We start from the raw sequence: 16,728 nt of genomic DNA, 5'->3' as shown, positions 1-16,728 counted from the left end.
TGCACCTGGTGCATGCGGATCTGACCTGTCATCAGAACGAGAACAAACATGTTTAAACCGGAACTCCTTTCCCCGGCGGGAACGCTGCAAAATATGCGTTACGCTTTCGCCTATGGCGCCGACGCCGTGTATGCGGGCCAGCCGCGCTACTCGCTGCGCGTGCGTAACAACGAATTCAACCACGAGAACCTGCAGCTCGGCATCAACGAGGCGCACGCTCTGGGTAAAAAATTCTACGTGGTGGTCAACATCGCGCCGCACAACGCCAAGCTGAAAACGTTCATCCGTGACCTGAAGCCGGTGGTGGATATGGGGCCGGACGCGCTGATCATGTCGGACCCGGGTTTAATCATGCTGGTTCGGGAGAACTTCCCGGAGATGGATATTCACCTCTCCGTACAGGCTAACGCCGTCAACTGGGCGACGGTGAAATTCTGGAAGCAGATGGGGCTGACCCGCGTCATCCTGTCCCGCGAGCTTTCGCTGGAAGAGATCGAAGAGATCCGCACCCAGGTGCCGGATATGGAAATCGAAATCTTCGTTCACGGCGCGCTGTGCATGGCCTACTCCGGCCGCTGCCTGCTCTCCGGCTATATCAACAAGCGCGACCCGAACCAGGGCACCTGCACCAACGCCTGCCGCTGGGAATATAACGTCCAGGAAGGCAAAGAGGACGACATCGGCAACATCGTCCACAAGCATGAGCCGATCCCGGTGACTAACGTCGAGCCTACGCTGGGCATCGGCGCGCCAACCGACAGCGTGTTTATGATTGAAGAAGCCAAGCGTCCGGGCGAGTATATGACCGCCTTTGAAGACGAGCACGGCACCTACATCATGAACTCGAAAGATCTGCGCGCCATCGCGCACGTCGAGCGCCTGACCCAGATGGGCGTGCACTCCCTGAAGATTGAAGGCCGCACCAAATCCTATTACTACTGCGCGCGCACCGCGCAGGTGTACCGTAAAGCCATCGACGATGCGGCAGCCGGTAAACCGTTCGATACCAGCCTGCTGGAAACGCTGGAAGGCCTGGCGCACCGCGGCTATACCGAAGGCTTCCTGCGCCGTCACACCCACGACGACTACCAGAACTACGAGCACGGCTACTCCGTTTCCGAGCGCCAGCAGTTTGTCGGAGACTTCACCGGCGAGCGCAAAGGCGCGCTGGCGGCCGTGGCGGTGAAAAACAAGTTTACCAAAGGCGACAGCCTGGAGCTGATGACCCCGCAGGGCAACATGAACTTCACGCTGGAGCATCTGGAAAACGGCAAAGGCGAAGCGATTGACGTGGCGCCGGGTGACGGCCATACCGTCTGGCTGCCGGTTCCGGAAGAGGTGGAGCTGAAGTTCGCGCTGCTGATGCGTAACTTCAACGGTGAAAGCACCCGAAACCCACACGGCAAATAGTTAATCAGGGAAATTTTTTCGCGCTGGGATAATTCTTAGAATCGGATCACATACCGCTTCGTTCAATACGGGTATTATCCCCCCGCTGAAAAACATAACCCATAAATGCTAGCTGTACCAGGAACCACCTCCTTAGCCTGCGTAATCTCCCTTACGCGGGCTTATTTTTTGCCTTCTCTCTCCTCAATCCAGGCAATGAGTTCGTCGATTTGCTTCTCTGAGAACACGGCGATCCCATTCTCAGCGAGCAACGACGCCGCAACCCCCATCCCCGCTTTCTGTATACCGCGAAACGATCCGTCATAAATAAACTCACTGCCGCACGTTGGGCTGCCATCGGTTAACAATGCAGCGCTACACCCCGACGCCTGAGCAGCGCGTAGCGCGAGCCAGGCTGCAAGCTGATAATGTTCGGTCACATCCTGCCCGGTATTTTCCATAATTCTGGCTTGCCCGTGCATCACGTCTTTGCCATCAGCGAATATAATCTCTGCCGGAGGACGCGGTACAGGCAGCCCGGCAGCAAGCTCTGGGCAGTGGATAACCAGACGTTGTTCCAGTTGCCAGCGAGCGAGTTGCTCGTTCATTCGCGCTTTTTCACTTCCGTTATAACGGACCCTGAAGCCCATCAGGCACGCGCTTACCAAAATTTTATTCATCATCACTTTCCTGTGATTACATTAATCTCATCGCTGAAGTGTAACGCGCTTTTGTGCCTGTTTTGTTCCTTTCATCCTGTTCTTACCCGCTTTTTCCCTCTCTGCTATACACTCTTACTAACGCTAAAAAAGGGAGCAGCGCGGATGGCAACCTATCCAGACAGTTTATTGATTCTCAACGGCAAAAGTGCAGGCAACGATCTGCTGCGTCAGGCCATTCAGGGTTTGCGTGACGACGGGGCGCGCATCCACGTAAGGGTAACCTGGGAAAAAGGCGACGCGGCACGCTATATCAATGAAGCCCTCGGGCTTGGCGTTGAGACCATCATTTCCGGCGGCGGCGATGGCACCATCAATGAGATCGCGTCAGCGCTGATCGACCTGCCCCCGGCAGACCGCCCGGTGATGGGTATTTTACCGCTCGGCACCGCCAATGATTTTGCCACAAGCGCCGGGATCCCCGAGGCGTTAGAGAAAGCGCTTCAGCTGGCGATCCTCGGTAAAGCGACCGCGGTAGATATTGCGCAGGTGAATGACAAAACCTGCTTTATCAATATGGCCACCGGCGGGTTCGGCACGCGCATCACCAGCGAAACGCCGGAAAAACTCAAGGCGGCGCTGGGCGGCGTGTCGTATCTGATCCACGGTCTGATGCGCATGGATACCCTCAAGCCTGACCGCTGCGAAATTCGCGGCGAAGATTTCCAGTGGCAGGGCGACGCGCTGGTGATTGGCATCGGTAATGGTCGTCAGGCCGGCGGCGGGCAGCAGCTGTGCCCGGAGGCGCTGATTAATGACGGTCAGCTACAGCTGCGGATTTTCACGGGCGACGGCCTGCTGCCCGCGCTGTTTACCACGCTGACGCAGCCGGAAGAGAGTCCGAATATCATTGACGGGAAATCCGCATGGTTTGAGGTAAATGCCCCGCACGGGATGACCTTTAACCTCGACGGGGAACCGCTCAGCGGGACGCAGTTCCGCATTGAGGTGTTGCCCGGCGCGCTGCAGTGTCGGTTGCCGCCAGACTGTGTGCTTTTGCGCTGATGGTATTGCCGGGTGGCGGCTACGCCTTACCCGGCCTACGCTTCGCCCTCAGGTCAGGCAATCGTGACTTTGCTGTCCAGATAAACGTCCTGTACTGCATTGATCAGCTTCACGCCGTCAGCCATCGATTTCTTAAACGCCTTACGGCCAAGGATCAGCCCCATGCCGCCCGCGCGTTTGTTGATAACCGCAGTACGCACCGCGTCTGACAGGTCAGTATCGCCGCCCGCCGCGCCGCCGGAGTTAATCAGCCCTGCGCGGCCCATGTAGCAGTTCGCCAGCTGGTAGCGCACCAGGTCGATCGGGTTATCGCTGGTCAGCTTGCTGTAAACGCGGTCATCGGTGTAACCAAAGTTCACTGCTTTATATCCGCCATTATTCTCGGCCATTTTCTGCTTCACGATATCCGCGCCAATGGTCGCCGCCAGATGGTTCGCCTGGCCGGTCAGGTCAGCCGACACGTGGTAATCCACGCCGTCTTTTTTGAACGCCGAGTTGCGCAGGTACGCCCACAGCACGGTCACCATACCCAGCTCGTGCGCGCGCTCAAACGCCGCAGAGATCTCTTCAATCTGACGACGAGACTGTTCTGAGCCGAAATAGATGGTCGCCCCAACGGCAACCGCCCCCATATTGAACGCCTGCTCGACGCTGGCATAGAGCGTCTGGTCATATTCGGTGGGGTAGCTCAGGGTTTCATTGTGGTTCAGCTTCACGAGGAACGGAATGCGGTGGGCATAGCGACGCGAGACGGAGGCCAGCACGCCGTAGGTGGACGCCACGCAGTTACAGCCCGCTTCAATCGCCAGCTCAACAATGTTCTTCGGATCGAAATAGAGCGGATTCGCCGCGAAGGAGGCGCCCGCCGAGTGCTCAACGCCCTGGTCTACCGGCAGAATAGAGAGATATCCGGTGCCACCGAGCCGCCCGGTGTTATAGAGCGTCTGCATATTTCTTAGCACGGCAGGCGGACGGTTGTTATCGACCATCACGCGGTCAACGTAGTCATGACCAGGCAGGTAAAGCTGGTCGGCTGGAATGGTCATACAACGATGCTGTAAAAGGCTGTCGGCGTCTTTGCCAAGCAAATGCGCAATATCAGTCATGTGATACTCCCGTAAATTCGACGTCATGTCGGTGTGCGTTTATCCAGTCCCATCTTTTATGGGCAGACTAAGCCTGGTACCGACTTAACAGATTTTCCACCCTTTGCAATTTTTTTCAGCACAATCTGCTGGCTCGATTCGTGTACAACAAAACTGTTACATTGATCAAACAATCGCCACAAAGGTATTTAAAAGGTATTATTGAATGGTATGTTAAAGGCGTACCCTCTCTGACATGCAGGATTCAAAAATGAAAACGAAAGTCCAACTGTCATTCATGATGTTTGTTGAATGGTTTATCTGGGGCGCGTGGTTTGTGCCGCTGTGGCTGTGGCTGAGTAAAAGCGGTTTTACCGCCGGGGAAATCGGCTGGTCTTATGCCTGTACCGCCATTGCCGCTATCCTCTCCCCAATTCTGGTCGGCTCGCTGACGGACCGCTTCTTCGCCGCACAGAAAGTACTGGCGGTGCTGATGTTTGCCGGCGCGATTCTGATGTACTTCGCGGCACAGCAAACCCAGTTCAGCACCTTCTTCCCGCTGCTGCTGGTTTACTCCCTGACCTATATGCCCACCATCGCGCTGACCAACAGTATTGCCTTCGCCAACGTGGACGACGTCGAGGCCGATTTTCCGCGCATCCGCGTGATGGGTACGATCGGCTGGATCGCCTCCGGGCTGGCGTGCGGATTCCTGCCGCAGATGCTGGGCTATAGCGATATCTCCGATACCAATATTCCCCTGCTGATGACCGCCGCCAGCTCCGCGCTGCTCGGCGTCTTTGCCCTCTTCCTGCCGAACACACCGCCGAAGAGCACCGGCAAGCTGGACTTCAAAGTGATGCTGGGGCTGGACGCGCTGATCCTGCTGCGCGACAGAAACTTCCTCGTGTTCTTCTTCTGCTCGTTTCTGTTCGCCATGCCGCTGGCCTTCTACTACATTTTCGCCAACGGCTATCTCACTGAAGTGGGGATGAAAAACGCCACCGGCTGGATGACGCTCGGCCAGTTCTCTGAAATCTTCTTTATGCTGGCGCTGCCGTTCTTTACCAAACGCTTTGGTATTAAGAAGGTCTTACTGCTGGGTCTGATTACCGCCGCCATCCGCTACGGGTTCTTCGTTTACGGCGGTGCGGAACAGTACTTCACCTACGCCCTGCTGTTCCTCGGCATTCTGCTGCACGGCGTGAGCTACGACTTCTACTACGTCACCGCGTATATCTACGTGGATAAAAAAGCGCCGGTGCATATGCGCACCGCCGCGCAGGGCCTGATTACGCTCTGCTGTCAGGGCTTTGGTAGCCTGCTGGGTTACCGCCTGGGCGGCGTGATGATGGAAAAAATGTTCGCCTACAAAGAGCCGGTGAAGGGGCTGACCTTTAACTGGGCCGGAATGTGGACATTTGGCGCGATCATGATTGCCGTGATTGCCGTGCTGTTTATGCTGTTTTTCCGCGAATCGGACAAAGAGATCGCTGCAATTGCGGTGGTTGATGGCGATGCCGCGCTGACACAAGGGGAAGTTAAATGAAACAAGAACGTATTCTCGGTGCCCTTTACGGGCAGGCGTTAGGGGATGCGATGGGCATGCCGTCGGAACTGTGGCCGAGAAAGCGCGTCAAGGCGCACTTTGGCTGGATCGACCGCTTTTTACCCGGCCCGGCAGAAAATAATGCGGCCTGCTATTTCGGGCAGGCAGAGTTCACCGACGATACCTCAATGGCGCTGTGCCTGGCCGATGCGATCATCGAGTGCGACGGGGAGATTAACGCAGACGTTATCGGCAGGCATATCCTGAACTGGGCGCTCGATTTCGACGCGTTCAACAAGAACGTGCTTGGCCCCACTTCCAAAATCGCGCTGAATGCGATTCGTGACGGGAAGCCGGTCAGCGCGCTGGAGAACAACGGCGTAACCAACGGGGCGGCGATGCGCGCCTCCCCGCTGGGCTGCCTGCTCCCGGCGACGCGGCTGGAACACTTTGTTGAGCAAGTAGCGCTGGCCTCGAGCCCGACCCATAAATCGGACCTCGCCATTGCCGGCGCGGTGGTGATGGCCTGGGCGGTTTCCCGCGCCATCGACGGCGAAAGCTGGCAGAACATCGTTGATGCCCTGCCGGGGATCGCCCGCTATGCGCAGGAGATGAAAACCACCACCTTCAGCGCGTCGCTGGCGGCGCGTATTGAGCTGGCGCTTAAGACCGTACGGGAAGCCAACGGTATTGAGTCCGCCAGCGAGCAGGTTTATCAGCTGATTGGCGCGGGAACCAGCACCATTGAGTCCGTTCCGACGGCCATTGCGATGGTGGAACTGGCAGGAACCGACCCGAACCGCTGCGCCATCTTATGCGCCAATCTGGGCGGTGATACGGACACTATTGGCGCCATGGCGACGGCCATCTGCGGCGCGCTCCACGGCGTGCAGGCGATTGATCCGGCGCTCAAAGCCGAACTCGACGCCGTCAACCAGCTCAACTTCGGCCATTATTGCGAGAAACTGCTGCACTTCAGGGAGCAAAGGGAGGGCGTATGAAGGCATTTGCCCAACGTCTCGAAAATCTGCACGCCACGCGCCCGGTGACGGTACTGGGCGCTGCGGTGATTGACGTCATCGCCGACGCCTACGCCCTGCCCTGGCGCGGGTGCGATATCGAACTTAAGCAGCAGGGCGTGAATATTGGCGGCTGCGCGCTGAACATTGCCATCGCCCTGAAACGCCTCGGGATCGCCGCGCAAAATGCCCTTCCCGTCGGCCATGGCGTGTGGGCGGATATTATCCGCAACGCCATGGCGAAGCAGGATCTGCACAGCGCCGTAGAGGCTGAAACCGGCGACAACGGCTGGTGTCTGGCGCTGGTAGAGCCTGACGGCGAGCGCACCTTTATGTCCTTTAGCGGCGTGGAAAACCAGTGGCAGCAGCGCTGGCTGGATGCGCTTCACGTTCCGCAAAACAGCCTGGTTTATCTCTCCGGCTACCAGCTGGCCGCGCCGTGCGGCGAGCTGCTGACAGGCTGGCTGGAGGGATTACAGGACGTGACGGCCTTTATCGATTTCGGCCCACGCATCGCGGATGTTCCTGATGCGCTGATGGAGAGAATCATGGCCTGCAGGCCAATTGTGTCGCTCAATCGTCAGGAAACGGAACTCGCGGCTGAAAGACTGGGCGTAGAGGCTGAAAACCTGGGTGAAGTGTGGCAGCAGCGCTTTGGCGCCGCGCTGATTGTGCGCCATGATAAAGACGGTGCTACGTGGTATGACGGTGACGCCTCGGGCGTTGTTCCGGCGTTTCCGGCGACGGTTGTGGATACCATTGGTGCAGGCGACAGCCACGCGGGCGGCACGCTGGCCGGGCTGGCTGCGGGATGGTCGCTGGCAGATGCCGTTCTGCTGGGGAATGCCGTGGCGTCATGGGTGGTCAGCCACCGCGGCGGCGATTGCGCCCCGACGCGCGAGGCACTACTCCTCGCACACAAAGACGTATAGATCGCTGCGACAGTAGCTGATGCTGTACTCAATCGGCCGGTGCTGCTGGTCAAGCGCGACCTGCTTGATCACCAGCACCGGTATTTTTTCGTCCATCTTAATGTGCGCCTGAAACTCGCTGTCGGGCATGCGGGCGCTCACCCTTGAGCGGGTGCGCTGCGGGAAGATATTCTGACTGCGGAAGTAGTCATAGAGCGAAATGCCAATCGCATCCGGGTCGGGAATTAACCCGACGGGGACCCAGGACTCTTCAATCGACACCGCATCGTCATCGACATAGCGAATGCGCTTGAGCAAAAAGACCTCGCTGTCCGGGGAGATCGACAGGTGGTTGGCCACCTCTTCCGGACACTTCACCACCCGCTTGTTGACCCAGAGCGTATTCGGCTTCTTGCCGCGCAGCACCACCTGCTGGGAAAAACCGCGCGCCTCTTTCAGCGAATATTCGAAGATATTGTTGATTTGCGTGCCATAGCCACGGGCGCGCGTCACCACGCCCTCTTCTTCCAGCGCCTGCATCGCTTTACGCACGGTAATGCGCGACACCCCGGTCAACTGGCTCAGATCGCGCTCGCCGGGCAAAATATTCCCGTGCTCCAGCACCCCGCTGCGCACCGCGTTTTTTACCGTTTCGGCAAACTTCAGGTACAGCGGCGTGTTATCGGGCGCGGCGATCCGTTCATTCAGTTGAGCGATTAACCGGGTATGCGCTTGTTCCATCTCTGTTTTCTCAGGCGTGATGTATTCTGCCAGTATACTGGCTTACCACCATGCATGAAAATGGTGTACCGGCCCAATACCGTGACCGACTTCCAGAGTATCGGCTTTTGCCAGCGCCGCCGAGAGCCAGGCTTTTGCTTCGCTAACCGTATCGGCCCAGCTTTCATGACGTGGGCGCAGCGCCGCCAGCGCGGCCGAGAGCGTACAGCCCGTGCCGTGGGTATTTTTGGTCTGCACGCGCGGCGCGGTAAAGCGTACTTCGCCGTCGCGGGTAAAGAGCCAGTCCGGACTTTCCGGATCATCAAGATGCCCGCCCTTCATCAGCACCGCCCCGCAGCCCATCGCCAGCAGCGCATTGCCCTGCTCTTTCATTTCCCGTTCAGTTTGCGCGTGCGGCGCGCCCAGCAGCGCGGCGGCTTCCGGCAGATTGGGCGTGATGAGCGCTACCTGCGGCAGCAGCTTATTGCGCAGCGTCTCGACGGCGGAGGCGGAGAGCAGCGGATCGCCGCTTTTTGCCAGCATGACGGTATCCAGCACCACGTTTTGCACCTGATAGCGCTTAAGCCGTTCGGCCACCGCTTCCACAATGTCCGTTTCGGCCAGCATGCCGATCTTGGTGGTATCAATACGCACGTCGCTGAACACCGAATCCAGCTGCGCGGCAACAAAATCTGGCTCGATGCGGTAGACCGACTGCACGCCGCACGTGTTTTGCGCCACCAGCGCGGTAATCACCGAGCAGCCGTACGCGCCCAGCGCCGAGAAGGTTTTCAGGTCTGCCTGGATACCCGCGCCGCCGCTGGGATCGGTGCCGGCAATGGTCAGGGCGTTAATCCGTTTCATGCCTGCTCCTCCAGCGTGTAGAGCGCGTCGAGGAACGCGCTGGCAAAACTGCCCGGGCCGCGCGAGTGCGCAACGGCCACCGTTCCGGCCCGCTTCATCCATCCGCAGGCGGCGGCGATGTTATCCAGCCGGTCACCCGGCAGCGAGCAACTCGCCGCCACAACGGCAGAGAGCGCGCATCCGGTTCCCACCACGCGCGTCATCAGCGGGTCACCGCCGGTTACCGTTCGGGTGCGTTGCCCGTCCGTGATGTAGTCCACCTCGCCGGTGACCACCACAATCGTATTGATCTGCCGGGCCAGCGCCTGGGCAGCAGGCACCGCGCTGGCGGCGGTATCGGTCGTATCGACGCCGCGCCCGCCCGCGCTCATCCCGGCGAGGGCAAGAATTTCGGAAGCATTGCCGCGAATGGCCGCCGGTTTCAGGGCAAGGATTTGATGGCAAAACCGGGTGCGGAACGACAGGGCACCCACGGCAACCGGGTCCAGCGTCCAGGGTTTGCCTGCCGCTACCGCACTTTCAATAGCACGACGCATCGACTGGGCGCGCAGCGCGGTCAGCGTGCCAACGTTAACCAGCAGCGCATCGGCTATCGCGGCAAACTGCTCGGCCTCTTCGGCCTCGATCACCATCGCCGGAGATGCGCCAAGCGCCAGCAAAACGTTGGCCGTAAAGGTCTGTACGACGTCATTGGTCATACAATGGGTCAGCGGAGAACGGGTGCGGAAGTGGTGTAAAACGTGTAAATCGAGCAGGTCAGGCTGCATGGGTTCGCTCCTGCCTTGCGTGAAGAAGCGATGACCGGGAAGGCATCTGACTTCCCTACGCTGGCATTATCCAGATCAGGTAATACGGGTATTTCTCAGCCTTCACAAAGAAGGGCACCCCGAGTCAAAATACTTTTAAAACAATGATTTATTAAAATCAATGTTCTCAATCAGTGTAACCGTGGCCACAGGCCAGGCGCAAGGAGTTTTGATTTATCACGGCAGCGTTCGCGTTATGAATCTCCCTAAACACTTTTTCGCTAGCATCTTCAACATAAATATTTTTTCCTGGTATATCCCGGAACAAAAATGAGCTGAGTTCATTTTCATTCGAAGCTGACGAAAGGTTCGATAATAAATAATCGGCAAAAAACCATAAATTTACATAAACTGTTATGTGTATTATTAACCCATTTTAATCAAAACACTTAAATACAATTAATGTATTGGTATTTTATATCTAATTTCACCCCCATCCATTATGAACGGCTATCTTATTGTATTATAAGATTATTAGGCCAGAACTTTCTGGATCGACTCGTTTAGCTATTCCTGCTATTTATGATTTAGATCAATAACCAAAATTACACATTCATAGATAGTTACTGCACGTTACGAAATAAGTTATCAAACCAAAATTTCCACCGTTAATCGTGAATTAATTCAGATATAACAAGACGTTGTATCTTCCCGCCAGGATAGCGCCCTTACTTTATTTTTTCTTGTAGTGATGATGAGAGCTTTAAAATGAACTATTTAAATACAACAGCTATCGCTGTTTTTGGTTTTGTGTTCGCTGGTTCAATGAATACTGCATATGCTGCGGAAGTAAACGTAAACCTTGACGATAACGTCAATAATCCAAGTGCTCACATTCAAATTCAGGGTACCGATAAAACCGCCTATAACCTTGATCACATCGAGGGGAGTAACATTAAGCAAGACGGGCAAATCTATAACCTTCAGGGCGATATTGACAGAGCAAATACAGCTATTAATAAAGCACAAGATACAGCTAACACCGCTCAAGATGGCGTAAACGCTAACACTCAAGCTAACGCTATCCTTAATCAGAAAGTCGACGATAACAAAGCAGATCAAACAATCATTGATAACAAACAGAATATATTGATTGATAACACTAATAATAAAGCAGATGCGGCTTTACAAGGCGTTATTACTAACGGTCAAGCAATCATTGATACAAACACAAGAGTAGATAAAGCTGAACTCACCGCTACCAATGCGAACAACAAAGCAGACGCTAACACTCAAGCGCTGGCAGGTAAGGTAGATAAAAGCATTTTCAACGCCGATCAGGATAGACAAGATCACGCCCTTCAGCATGCCTCTGACAAAGCGACTCAGGCATTTAATACGGGCGCTTATGCGCAATCTTTAGCGGTTGATGCACAAACGGTAGCCGCTGCTAACAAAGCTGCTGTTGCTAACGTTCAGTCACGCCAGCAAACGCAGGAAACGACGATTCAGAATCACAGCGCACAATTAGCGAATCATGAATCACGTATTACTGCGTTAGAGAGTCAAAATAACGCGAAGTTCTCTTCTCTGGAGAATCAGCAGAATGAGGATCGCAAGGAATATCGTGCTGGTATCGCTGGCGCTGCTTCTCTTGCTGGTTTGCATTACGTTGATACAGATAACGCGGTTGCCGTCGGTGCTGCCAACTTCAAAGATGCGCAAGGTTACGCAGTCGGTTACCGTCATAAGTTCGCTGAGAATATAGCCGCTACCCTCTCTACATCAGGTACATCCAACGGTGATGAAATTGTTGCGGCGTCCGCATCTTACGGATGGTGATTTAACAATATTAAATTAAAATGCCAGCAAATCGCCAATCAGCTAAAAAACTCACCATTGAGTTTAATTAGCTGGCTATAACTCAATACATTGCTGCTAGCACAAAAATGACAAAGTACATTTTTATCTCCGCTGTTTTGTATCTCACTTTTATTTTATTAGGGATATGGATCGGCTTGATGTTAGGCACCTATATTTATAATTGTAATTACTGAGGCAATAATGAAAAAGTTAATGATGGTAGCGACTATATTATCTCTTGCTGCGTGTTCCTCACCAGCTCAACGGATGGCTGATTGTCAAAGCAAAGGAGTGAGTAAAGATGCTTGTTATATTGCAGAGCAAAACCGCACCACAGCCATTAACGCTGCGGCTGAAAAACAGGCTTTAGAGAATGCTGCTCAACTTGCACAGTCAGCGCACAGGCGCCTTCCTGAAGGCTGCACTCAGGTTATGGATGCTGCCGGTCGTTGTGATAGCAAGCCAGCCAAAGTAAGCGGTGATTTAAAAAAGTTATCAGGTGATGCGGATCACGTTATGAATAAGCCTGTCTCTGATGCTGCGGAATATCTGCTTTCGAAAGGCTGGAAGCCAAATAAGGGTTCATGGCACAAGGGTAGCTATATTATGCAGCTGGTTGTCGAAAAAGAGAGAGTTGTAAACGCACAATTATCAAAAATGTGATCTTTGCAGGACGCTACCACCTGATAAGATTTACGTAGCCCCATGTTTATGGGGCTTTGTTTTAGCTCGTTAATAGATTTACTCCAGCTGCCACGCCCCGCCATGAATAAGCGATGCTCCTCCCGTCCAGGCAAATAACGCCAGCTCGCGGCAGTCGGCATCAGGATATATACGGCTGCTGAGGCACGCCTCACCCTCGTTAACAAACACTTCCACGGAAGAGCTATCAAAGAACAAACGAAGATTAAGCGCGTTGCTAAGGTTAAGCGCGACGCTTCGGGTCCCGCACAGGCCATACTGCGGATAGTCTCGCTCCAGCACCAGGCGCTGCATCTGCGCATCAACATAAAGGCGTAACCCGTCGCCAAGACGAATGCCGTACTGCTCCGCGCTGCTGTTGGCGCAATCCCACTGCAGAATGACCTCCATCGCATCGCATTGTTCCACCAGCGTCATCTGCTGGTTATTAAGCGTACTTATCGGCCAGGGGAACCACGCCCCGCGCAGGCTTTCAACTTCTCTGGCTGGCTGCATTTGCAGATGGTTATCGGCACTCAGCGTCAGCTCGCGAGGTAAGGAGAGCATACCTGCCCAGCCATCCTCCTGTTCCGGCTGCGGAGATTCCCACATGTCCAGCCAGCCGATAACGAGGCGTCTGCCATCCGGCGTCAGGAAACTTTGCGGCGCGTAGAAATCATGCCCGTAGTCCATCTCCACAAATTCACCTTCACGCACAAAGGGCTGACCAGGCTGCCATTCGCCTACCAGATAGCCGCTCTGGAAGAGATTGCGATGTTTAAATCCGTCTGCCGCCAGTCCCTGAGGCGAGAACATCAGCACGCGTTTACCATTGAGAGTGAAAAAGTCCGGGCATTCCCACATATAACCCATCTCTTTTTCAGCCACCGCGAGCACGCCCCTGTCGTGCCACTCGCGCAGATCGGCAGACCGGTACACACGCACCTGGCCCGTATCCCCCTCGCGCGCGCCAACGACCATGTACCACCACGCCCCTTCACGCCATACCTTCGGATCGCGGAAGTGATGCAGCCCGGGCGGTGTATCAATGACTGTCCCGTGCCGCACAAACTGGATGCCGTCACGGCTGGTTGCCAGGCACTGAACCTGGTAGAGATTAGCCTCATCGCCGGGATCGCCGTGGAATTTGTGGCCGGTGTAAATCAGCGCCAGCGTATCGCCATCCACCACCGCTGAGCCGGAAAAACAGCCGTCCTTGTCGTCTGGCCCTTCCGGGGCCAGCGCAACCGGGAGGTGCTCCCAGCGAACTAAATCTTTGCTGCGCGCATGGCCCCAGTGCATCGGCCCCCACTGGGTCGAATACGGATGGTGTTGATAAAAGGCGTGATACCAGCCGTCAAACCAGACCAGGCCATTCGGGTCGTTCATCCAGCCAGCGCGCGCTGCGAGGTGGTAACGGGGATACCAGCGCAGATTAAGCCCTTCGCGTCTGGAGTGCAGTTCCTGTTCTGCTTTCGTAATGGAATACATCATTTCTCTACTCTTTCGATCAGATGGTGGAAGGTTGCGGCATGAGCGGGTCAGAAGAGGACTTGCCCGAGCGCAACAGGAAGATGGAGATAAACGTGGTGCTGAAGACCAGTAGCCCCATGATGAGATAGGACTGGGCAAAGCCGTATTTCTCGTAGCTGTAACCTGCCAGCGGTGACAGGACCGAGGCAATCACCGAGCTTGTACAGGCAAAGCCCACAAGATAGAGGGTGGAAGAGAGCCGCTTATCAAAGTGCAGGCTGTTGTATTTAAAGATGGAGACCAGCAGTACGGGCAGCTCCACCGCGTGCAATAGCTTGGTAATGGAGATCAATACCGGTCCCTCAACCAGACCCGATGCCACCATACGCATCGCCATCACCATTCCGGCGAAAATCAGGCCGTTTTTCGCACCGAGGCGATTCACCAGCCACGGGGCGCAGAACATGCCCGCCGCTTCCAGGAAAACCTGGAAGGAGTTGAGATAGCCGTACATGGCGTTTCCTTCCTGCAACGTCGGGAACTGTGAGGAGAAATAGACCGGGAACTGCTGGTCGTAAACGCCGTAAATACAGGTGCCAATAACGAAAAACACCAGCGCCCAGAAGCGCGGCAGCGTCAACAGGCGTAAGGCATCCTCCAGCGTGACCTTACCGCCGGATACCGCCTCCTGCATGGCGTGCGGTGCGGAAGAGACTCTTAGGCGCGCCAGCAACACAAAAAACACCAGCCCGGCGCAGCTCGCCACCGCGAAGTTCAGCTTCGGATTGATGTTGAACAGCAGACCGGCAAAAAAGGTTGCCACCGCCCAGCCAAGGGATCCCCACATCCTCGCCTTGCCAAACTCAAACTGACTCTGGCGGGCCACGCGCTCGGTATAGGATTCCAGTACACCAATCCCGCCGTTAAACGTCAGCCCGATATAAATCCCGCCGAAAATACTGCCGAGTAACACGTTAATCTGCAGCAGATAACCAAATAGCAGGAAGGCCGGACCGGAAAGAATGAGCAGGCTGGTCAGAAACCAGAGCAGGTTTTTTCGCAGGCCGAGTTTGTCCTGAATGAAGCCGTAGCAGATTTGCGCGCACAGCGCGGAGACAGACAGCACGGCATAGATGACCCCCGTATCCCCTGCCTTTAACCCCACCTCCTGGTGAAGCCAGATAGAGAGCAACGAGCCGGAAGATGACCACGTGACAAAAAAGAAAAACAGTAATGCGCTTAATAAAGGGTAGCTGTGAGAGTGATGCGTTTTCATCATGACATTCTCATGTTGGAGTAATGACGCAATGGTAACGTTAACATTAACGTTTTCTCATGCTTTTTGGCTGAAATTTAAGATGTTAATCACGAAAGTTAACGTTAACATTAAGAGAATGAGATCGCGATCAAATATTCATCACTGAGGTAAACATGACCCGGCCTGGGCATCAGCCTTTCTTTTACATCAGCGACTTAGTTGTATACCCTTTCACGCAGAGCATTAACGGAGTAAGACAATGGCTTCCCTGAAGGACGTCGCAAAGCTGGCTAACGTATCGCTGATGACGGTCTCCCGCGCGCTGAACAGCCCGGAGCGCCTTAAGCCGGAAACGCTGGCGCGCGTTCAGCTGGCTATCGAGCAGACCAGCTACGTGCCCGATCTGTCCGCCAAGAAAATACGCGGCGCGCATGCCTCGCCTAAAACCATAGGGGTACTGGCGCTCGATACGGTGACGACGCCGTTCTCGGTGGAGATCACGCTGTCTATTGAAGAGACGGCCAGAATGCACGGCTGGAACAGCTTCGTGATGAATATGTTTACCGATGACAATCCGGACGCCATTGTCGACCTTCTCCTCTCTCATCGGCCCGACGGAATTATCTACACCACCATGGGGTTACGTCAGGTTCCTCTCCCGGCCAAACTCCTCACCCTTCCCTGCGTGCTGGCCAACTGCGAAAGCGACGGCGAAAAGGTTGCCAGCTATATTCCCGATGATGAGCAGGGGCAATATACCGCCGTGCGGGCGTTACTCGCGGAGGGTTATCGACGCCCTCTCTGCCTGCATTTACCTGAGAGGCATCTGGCCACAACCCGCCGTCGTCAGGGGCTGGAGCGTGCATGCCGTGAAGCGGGGCTCGATCCGGACAGCCTGGAGCACTGCTATATGGCACTCGGCGATGAGCACTATCGCGACATTCCGGCCGTGTTGCTGGCGCACATGCAGAATGGCATTCCCAGGTTCGACGCCGTTATCTGCGGTAACGATCGTATCGCGTTTATGGTGTACCAGACGCTACTGGGACAAGGGCTTCGTATACCGGACGACGTCGCGGTGATCGGCTATGACAATATGGTGGGCATTGGGGAGTTGTTCCTTCCTCCTCTCACGACGGTACAACTGCCGCACTATGAAATTGGTCGCCTGAGCGCCCTGCATATTATTAACGGTGAAGAACATCAGGAAACCACGCGCGTAGAAAGTCCATTTTTACTGCGTGATTCCGTTACACAGGCAACGTGAGCACCGTTTTCTGCACCTGCCGGATAAACAGGGAAAGCTTCCCTCCTTTTATGCCGTTCAATGGCACGATTTGTCACACTCTTTTCTGCGGCTTTACACACCGGGCAAATAGCCTGTAACTAGCTGTTTTTATTTGGCATAAAATACAATTTTCATTTTAAAAAAGGGGATATTTCCTC

The 16,728-nt window shown here is 55.1% G+C and carries 15 protein-coding genes and 1 riboswitch; of the genes, 8 read left to right on the top strand and 7 right to left on the bottom strand.

Annotated features, from left to right (window positions below):
• Positions 1 to 48 precede the first annotated feature (48 nt).
• On the top strand, positions 49 to 1,410 hold the full coding sequence (gene yegQ, locus ACHH0Z_RS01610) for a tRNA 5-hydroxyuridine modification protein YegQ (RefSeq protein WP_032652696.1): 1,362 nt from the start codon (positions 49 to 51) through the stop codon (positions 1,408 to 1,410).
• A gap of 161 nt (positions 1,411 to 1,571) precedes the next feature.
• Here yegQ and ACHH0Z_RS01605 read toward each other — a convergent pair whose 3' ends face one another.
• Positions 1,572 to 2,072 (bottom strand): DUF523 domain-containing protein, encoded by a 501-nt coding sequence (locus tag ACHH0Z_RS01605; RefSeq protein WP_045407622.1) that lies wholly within the window; start codon positions 2,070 to 2,072, stop codon positions 1,572 to 1,574.
• A 141-nt stretch (positions 2,073 to 2,213) separates the two neighbouring features.
• Here ACHH0Z_RS01605 and yegS point away from each other — a divergent pair, with 141 nt between their 5' ends.
• On the top strand, positions 2,214 to 3,113 hold the full coding sequence (gene yegS, locus ACHH0Z_RS01600; RefSeq protein WP_021241471.1) for a lipid kinase YegS: 900 nt from the start codon (positions 2,214 to 2,216) through the stop codon (positions 3,111 to 3,113).
• 53 nt (positions 3,114 to 3,166) lie between these two features.
• Here the strand turns inward: yegS and fbaB are convergent, their stop codons facing one another.
• Positions 3,167 to 4,219, bottom strand: coding sequence for a class I fructose-bisphosphate aldolase (gene fbaB / locus ACHH0Z_RS01595; RefSeq protein WP_032675181.1), 1,053 nt, complete (start codon positions 4,217 to 4,219; stop codon positions 3,167 to 3,169).
• Positions 4,220 to 4,469: 250 nt separating this feature from the next.
• Here fbaB and ACHH0Z_RS01590 point away from each other — a divergent pair, with 250 nt between their 5' ends.
• From ACHH0Z_RS01590 to ACHH0Z_RS01580, 3 genes are read left to right on the top strand one after another with little or no spacing between them, the layout of a single operon-like run.
• Positions 4,470 to 5,747: a nucleoside permease gene (locus tag ACHH0Z_RS01590; protein WP_032675182.1), complete on the top strand. Its 1,278-nt coding sequence runs from the start codon at positions 4,470 to 4,472 to the stop codon at positions 5,745 to 5,747.
• Entirely contained in the window at positions 5,744 to 6,748 is a 1,005-nt protein-coding gene (locus ACHH0Z_RS01585; RefSeq protein WP_045407623.1) for an ADP-ribosylglycohydrolase family protein, read from the top strand. The genes ACHH0Z_RS01590 and ACHH0Z_RS01585 overlap by 4 nt, the downstream gene beginning before the upstream one ends.
• On the top strand, positions 6,745 to 7,698 hold the full coding sequence (locus ACHH0Z_RS01580; RefSeq protein ID WP_045407625.1) for a PfkB family carbohydrate kinase: 954 nt from the start codon (positions 6,745 to 6,747) through the stop codon (positions 7,696 to 7,698). Before ACHH0Z_RS01585 ends, ACHH0Z_RS01580 begins: the two co-directional genes overlap by 4 nt.
• On the opposite strand, the gene ACHH0Z_RS01575 is transcribed toward ACHH0Z_RS01580, so the two are convergent.
• From ACHH0Z_RS01575 to thiM, 3 genes are read right to left on the bottom strand one after another with little or no spacing between them, the layout of a single operon-like run.
• Positions 7,672 to 8,418, bottom strand: coding sequence for a GntR family transcriptional regulator (locus ACHH0Z_RS01575; protein ID WP_008500873.1), 747 nt, complete (start codon positions 8,416 to 8,418; stop codon positions 7,672 to 7,674). The genes ACHH0Z_RS01580 and ACHH0Z_RS01575 overlap by 27 nt on opposite strands.
• Positions 8,419 to 8,460: 42 nt before the next feature.
• Positions 8,461 to 9,261, bottom strand: coding sequence for a bifunctional hydroxymethylpyrimidine kinase/phosphomethylpyrimidine kinase (gene thiD, locus ACHH0Z_RS01570; protein ID WP_008500874.1), 801 nt, complete (start codon positions 9,259 to 9,261; stop codon positions 8,461 to 8,463).
• Entirely contained in the window at positions 9,258 to 10,028 is a 771-nt protein-coding gene (thiM, locus tag ACHH0Z_RS01565; protein ID WP_045407627.1) for a hydroxyethylthiazole kinase, read from the bottom strand. Before thiM ends, thiD begins: the two co-directional genes overlap by 4 nt.
• Before the next feature lie 35 nt (positions 10,029 to 10,063).
• Positions 10,064 to 10,160, bottom strand: a riboswitch (TPP riboswitch).
• A 615-nt stretch (positions 10,161 to 10,775) separates the two neighbouring features.
• Here thiM and ACHH0Z_RS01560 point away from each other — a divergent pair.
• Together ACHH0Z_RS01560 and ACHH0Z_RS01555 are read left to right on the top strand one after the other, a co-directional pair.
• Positions 10,776 to 11,849: a YadA C-terminal domain-containing protein gene (locus ACHH0Z_RS01560; RefSeq protein WP_163291621.1), complete on the top strand. Its 1,074-nt coding sequence runs from the start codon at positions 10,776 to 10,778 to the stop codon at positions 11,847 to 11,849.
• Between the two features lie 222 nt (positions 11,850 to 12,071).
• Positions 12,072 to 12,533, top strand: coding sequence for a hypothetical protein (locus ACHH0Z_RS01555; RefSeq protein ID WP_065365760.1), 462 nt, complete (start codon positions 12,072 to 12,074; stop codon positions 12,531 to 12,533).
• A gap of 78 nt (positions 12,534 to 12,611) precedes the next feature.
• On the opposite strand, the gene ACHH0Z_RS01550 is transcribed toward ACHH0Z_RS01555, so the two are convergent.
• Together ACHH0Z_RS01550 and ACHH0Z_RS01545 are read right to left on the bottom strand one after the other, a co-directional pair.
• Positions 12,612 to 14,045, bottom strand: coding sequence for a glycoside hydrolase family 32 protein (locus ACHH0Z_RS01550; protein WP_047722549.1), 1,434 nt, complete (start codon positions 14,043 to 14,045; stop codon positions 12,612 to 12,614).
• A gap of 16 nt (positions 14,046 to 14,061) precedes the next feature.
• Entirely contained in the window at positions 14,062 to 15,303 is a 1,242-nt protein-coding gene (locus ACHH0Z_RS01545; protein WP_021241479.1) for an MFS transporter, read from the bottom strand.
• Positions 15,304 to 15,541: 238 nt separating this feature from the next.
• On the opposite strand from ACHH0Z_RS01545, the gene ACHH0Z_RS01540 reads away from it, so the two are divergent.
• Positions 15,542 to 16,549 (top strand): LacI family DNA-binding transcriptional regulator, encoded by a 1,008-nt coding sequence (locus ACHH0Z_RS01540; RefSeq protein ID WP_045407634.1) that lies wholly within the window; start codon positions 15,542 to 15,544, stop codon positions 16,547 to 16,549.
• The last annotated feature ends 179 nt before the right edge of the window (positions 16,550 to 16,728 follow it).

This window comes from Enterobacter cloacae complex sp. 2024EL-00227, assembly GCF_043945315.1.
GTDB classification, from domain to species: Bacteria; Pseudomonadota; Gammaproteobacteria; order Enterobacterales; family Enterobacteriaceae; genus Enterobacter; species Enterobacter roggenkampii.
The sequence above is the reverse complement of the archived record's forward strand: the minus strand, read 5'-3'. Positions and strand labels throughout refer to the sequence as shown.

Bases quoted from the DNA above. Each gene is read 5' to 3' on its own strand.
- yegQ (WP_032652696.1), top strand. From the start codon at position 49: ATGTTTAAACCGGAACTCCTTTCCCCGGCGGGAACGCTGCAAAATATG.
- ACHH0Z_RS01605 (WP_045407622.1), bottom strand. From the start codon at position 2,072: ATGATGAATAAAATTTTGGTAAGCGCGTGCCTGATGGGCTTCAGGGTC.
- yegS (WP_021241471.1), top strand. From the start codon at position 2,214: ATGGCAACCTATCCAGACAGTTTATTGATTCTCAACGGCAAAAGTGCA.
- fbaB (WP_032675181.1), bottom strand. From the start codon at position 4,219: ATGACTGATATTGCGCATTTGCTTGGCAAAGACGCCGACAGCCTTTTA.
- ACHH0Z_RS01590 (WP_032675182.1), top strand. From the start codon at position 4,470: ATGAAAACGAAAGTCCAACTGTCATTCATGATGTTTGTTGAATGGTTT.
- ACHH0Z_RS01585 (WP_045407623.1), top strand. From the start codon at position 5,744: ATGAAACAAGAACGTATTCTCGGTGCCCTTTACGGGCAGGCGTTAGGG.
- ACHH0Z_RS01580 (WP_045407625.1), top strand. From the start codon at position 6,745: ATGAAGGCATTTGCCCAACGTCTCGAAAATCTGCACGCCACGCGCCCG.
- ACHH0Z_RS01575 (WP_008500873.1), bottom strand. From the start codon at position 8,418: ATGGAACAAGCGCATACCCGGTTAATCGCTCAACTGAATGAACGGATC.
- thiD (WP_008500874.1), bottom strand. From the start codon at position 9,261: ATGAAACGGATTAACGCCCTGACCATTGCCGGCACCGATCCCAGCGGC.
- thiM (WP_045407627.1), bottom strand. From the start codon at position 10,028: ATGCAGCCTGACCTGCTCGATTTACACGTTTTACACCACTTCCGCACC.
- ACHH0Z_RS01560 (WP_163291621.1), top strand. From the start codon at position 10,776: ATGAACTATTTAAATACAACAGCTATCGCTGTTTTTGGTTTTGTGTTC.
- ACHH0Z_RS01555 (WP_065365760.1), top strand. From the start codon at position 12,072: ATGAAAAAGTTAATGATGGTAGCGACTATATTATCTCTTGCTGCGTGT.
- ACHH0Z_RS01550 (WP_047722549.1), bottom strand. From the start codon at position 14,045: ATGATGTATTCCATTACGAAAGCAGAACAGGAACTGCACTCCAGACGC.
- ACHH0Z_RS01545 (WP_021241479.1), bottom strand. From the start codon at position 15,303: ATGATGAAAACGCATCACTCTCACAGCTACCCTTTATTAAGCGCATTA.
- ACHH0Z_RS01540 (WP_045407634.1), top strand. From the start codon at position 15,542: ATGGCTTCCCTGAAGGACGTCGCAAAGCTGGCTAACGTATCGCTGATG.